The organism is Kitasatospora sp. LaBMicrA B282 (genome assembly GCF_050325825.1).
Classification (GTDB): domain Bacteria; phylum Actinomycetota; class Actinomycetes; order Streptomycetales; family Streptomycetaceae; genus Kitasatospora.
Genome location: NZ_JBNQTI010000322.1, coordinates 1 through 3,489 on the forward strand (window position 1 = coordinate 1; position 3,489 = coordinate 3,489).

General features: G+C 77.3%; 5 protein-coding genes. All 5 read left to right on the forward strand.

Annotated features, from left to right (window positions below; genetic code table 11):
- Positions 1-306, forward strand: a 306-nt coding sequence (locus tag ACQRUO_RS38955) for an ROK family protein (protein WP_428320922.1), incomplete at its 5' end; no start/stop codon positions are given.
- 172 nt (positions 307-478) lie between these two features.
- Positions 479-1,537, forward strand: a complete 1,059-nt coding sequence (locus ACQRUO_RS38960; protein WP_428320923.1) for an NUDIX hydrolase — start codon at positions 479-481, stop codon at positions 1,535-1,537.
- A 120-nt stretch (positions 1,538-1,657) separates the two neighbouring features.
- Positions 1,658-2,236: a hypothetical protein gene (locus ACQRUO_RS38965; protein WP_428320924.1), complete on the forward strand. Its 579-nt coding sequence runs from the start codon at positions 1,658-1,660 to the stop codon at positions 2,234-2,236.
- 29 nt (positions 2,237-2,265) lie between these two features.
- Positions 2,266-2,550 (forward strand): hypothetical protein, encoded by a 285-nt coding sequence (locus ACQRUO_RS38970; protein WP_428320925.1) that lies wholly within the window; start codon positions 2,266-2,268, stop codon positions 2,548-2,550.
- 64 nt (positions 2,551-2,614) lie between these two features.
- Positions 2,615-3,489 (forward strand): DUF4184 family protein (locus ACQRUO_RS38975; RefSeq protein WP_428320926.1); only part of this gene is annotated, 875 nt, incomplete at its 3' end.

Genomic DNA, 3,489 nt, shown 5'->3' on the forward strand with positions numbered 1-3,489 from the left:
GCCGGCGTGGCCGCGGCGGCACGGGCCGGCGATCCGCTCGCGCTGGCCGCCTTCGCCCGGGCCGGCCAGGCGCTGGCCGCGGGGATCGCGGCGGCCGCGACGCTGGTCGAACTGGACGTGGTGGTGATCGGCGGCGGGGTGGCCCAGGCCGGCGAGCTGCTGTTCGGCCCGCTGCGCGAGCGGCTGGGGGAGTACGCGACGCTGTCGTACGTGCGCGGGTTGCAGGTGCGGCAGGCCGAACTGGCCACCGGCGCGGGACTGGTCGGGGCCGCGGCCGCGGCGCTGGCGGCCGGGGCCGAGAAATGACGTCCGGGTCGAGCGGCAGGCTTGAGACGTCGGGCCCGGCGGGTACCACCACCAGGGGTGCCCGGGCATCCGACGCGTCGGGGGATGGCGGCGAGGCCGGCGGCTCCACGTGGTGGGCCCGGCAGCCGCCCGGCGCGCACACCGCCGGGTTCGCCCGAGGTCAGGGGGAGTCGTGATCGTCTGGGTCAACGGGACATTCGGCGCGGGCAAGAGCAGCGTCTGCCGCGAGCTGGTCGGCCTGCTGCCGGGCAGCACGCTCTTCGATCCGGAGGAGGCGGGCGACCTGCTGCGCCGGGTGCTGCCCGCCCGCCGGCTCGCCGAGGTGGCCGACTTCCAGGACCTGCCGGCCTGGCGGCGACTGGTCCCGGAGCTGGCCGCGGCGGTGGCGGCCGAGGTGCCGGGCCCGCTGGTGGTCCCGATGTCCCTGCTTCGGGAGGCCTACCGGGACGAGATCTTCGGCGCCCTGGCGGCCCGCGGGCTGGGCGTGCACCATTTCGTGCTGCACGTTGAGGAAACGATCCTGCGCCGGCGGATCGACCGGGCGGTGGACGAACCGGGCGATCCGGTCGCCGCCGAACGCTGCCGGGCCTGGCGGCTGGCCCACCTGCCCGCCTACCGCGCGGCCCAGTCCTGGCTGCACCGCGACGCGCTGGTGGTCGACAGCACGTACCTGACCCCACGTCAGGCCGCCGAGACCCTGGCCGCGCTGGTCGAGGAGGGCGCCGCGCGCTGCCCGATCGTGCGCAGCAACGACTCCGGTGGCGACACGGTGGCCGCCGCGGTGCTGCTCTTCGACGACGACGACCGGGTGCTGCTGGTCGACCCCGTCTACAAGCCGGACTGGGAGTTCCCCGGCGGTGTGGTGGAGCGCGGCGAGGCACCGACCCTGGCGGCGGTGCGCGAGGCGGCCGAGGAGCTGGGCCTGCGGCTGGACCCGGCGGAGCTGCGGCTGCTCACCGTCGACTGGGAACCGCGGGTGGGCCCGCGCCGCGGCGGCCTGCGCCTGGTCTACGACGGCGGCCGGCTGACCGCCGCCCAGCGGGCGGCCCTGCGGCTGCCCCCGGACGAGCTGCGGGACTGGCGCTTCGTCACCCTGGACGAGTCCGAACGCCTGCTCTCCGCCGGCCGTCATCGCCGGCTGGCGGGCGCCCTGGCCGCCCGCGGCGCGGGCACCCCGAGCTACCTGGAGGCCGGCCGCCCGGCGGCACGGGGGGCGGGGAGCCTCAAGTAGCGGCGGAGGTTCGGCGAGCGGGTCGGGACGGGCCCCGACCGTCGCCGCCGCTGACGGCCCGGGCGAGTGGATCCGGAAAGGGCGCGCAGCCATGCCTGACCGAGTGTCAGACTCACCCACATGGATTACTCCGACTCGATGCCCGACCCCCGACGGCCCCGGCAACCGCGCTGGTTGCGGCCGCAGGGCGTGATGCCGGTGGGCCTGCCGCTGGGCCACTTCCTGGTGCGCAGTCCGCAGCTGGTGGTCTTCGCCGACGGGTTGCGGGTGTTCCCGGCGGGGTTCGAGTTCACCGTGCACGTGCGTCGGGACCGCCGGCCGGACGGGCCCGGGCGCGGCGACGCGCTGGACTGGATGCCCCCGATCGCGCAGGACCGCGGCAGCGCCGACCAACTGCGCCTCGGGGTGCTCTTCCCGGACGGTCGCCGGGCCGTCGCGCACGAGGGCTGGTCGGTGGAGCGGCGCACGCCGGACGGGCCGCAGCCGCCGGTGATCTCCGCCGAGGACGGCGGCGGGTCGGAGGACCACTGGGACCAGGGCTTCTGGGTCTGGGGCCTGCCCGAGGAGGGGCCGGTGACCATCGTCCACTCCTGGCCGGCCGAGGGGCTGACGGAGTCCCGGTTCGAGCTGGACGGCGACGCGTTGCGCGCGGCGGCCGCCGAGACCGTGGTCTTCTGGCCGGAGCCGGCGGACGAGTGACCGACCGGACCGGACCGCGTGGGGGAGCGATGGACGGCGCACTGCCCGAGGGGTGGACGATCGAGCGGGTCCGCGCGGAGTCCGGGGACACCGACGCCTGTCTGCTGTCGGGGGAGCGGTTCGTGGTGATCGAGGACCACCGCCGGGCCGAGTACGTCGAGCTCCCGGTCGAGGTCGTCCTCAGCTTCTCCGGCCTGTGCCTGGCCCTGGCCGAGGGCGAGTGGTTCATGGGCGACCTGGACACCACCGACGGCTCGCTCGTCTGCTGGGCCTCCTACGGTCCGGACCTGGGGAAGGCCATCGAGGGGCTCTGAGTCGGTGGCGCCGCCCCGGGTGTCCCGGGCGCGCGGGGCGGGTGGGTCGGCCAGGATGGTCCTCGTGCCGTTCACGTTCAGCCACCCCGCCGCCGTGCTGCCGCTGTTGCGCGGGCTGCGGGGCCGCGGGCCGCTGGTGGCCTGCGGGCTGGTGGCCGGGTCGATGGCGCCGGACCTGCCGTTCTTCGCCGAGTCCTGGCTGCCCGGGGTGTACCGCTTCGGTGGGCCCACCCACCGCTGGTGGGCGGTCGCCACGGTGGACGTGGCGCTCACCGGGGTGCTGGTGGCCGGCTGGCAGGCGGTACTGCGCCGGCCGCTGCTCGCGCTGCTGCCGGTGCGCTGGGCCGAGCCCGCGGCGGCCGCCACCGAGCGACCGCCGGGCGGCGGGCGACCGCCGCGCACTGACCCGCCGCCGCGGCAGCTGGCCGCGTTCGCGCTCTCGGCCGCGATCGGCGCGGCCGGTCACGTGGGGTGGGACGCCTTCACCCACCCCGGGCGGGTCGGCGGACGGCTGGTGCCGGTGCTGGAGCGCCGGGTGGCCGGGGTGCCGCTCTGCACGGTGCTGCAGTACGGGAGTTCGGCGCTGGCCCTGGCGGGCCTGGGCGACCGCCTGCGCCGTGAGCTGGGCGGCGGGGCCGGGCCGGCGGGGGCGGTGCGGCGGGCGGAACCCGCACGGCAGCTGGGACCCGAACGGCACTTGGTACCCGGACGGCACCTGGTACCCGAACGGCACCTGGTAACCGCACGGCGGCCGGCGCTCGCCCGTGCGGTGGTCGGCGTCGCGGCGCTGGCCGGGGCGGCCCACCGGGTGCGCTGGGCCCGCCGCGGTCGCGGCCCCCACGGGCGCCACGACCCGATCGCCGACCTCTGCTTCGGCGCGGGCGGTGCAGCCCTCGCGGCGCTCGCCGGGCTGGGCGTGCTGGACCGGCTCGGCCTGTC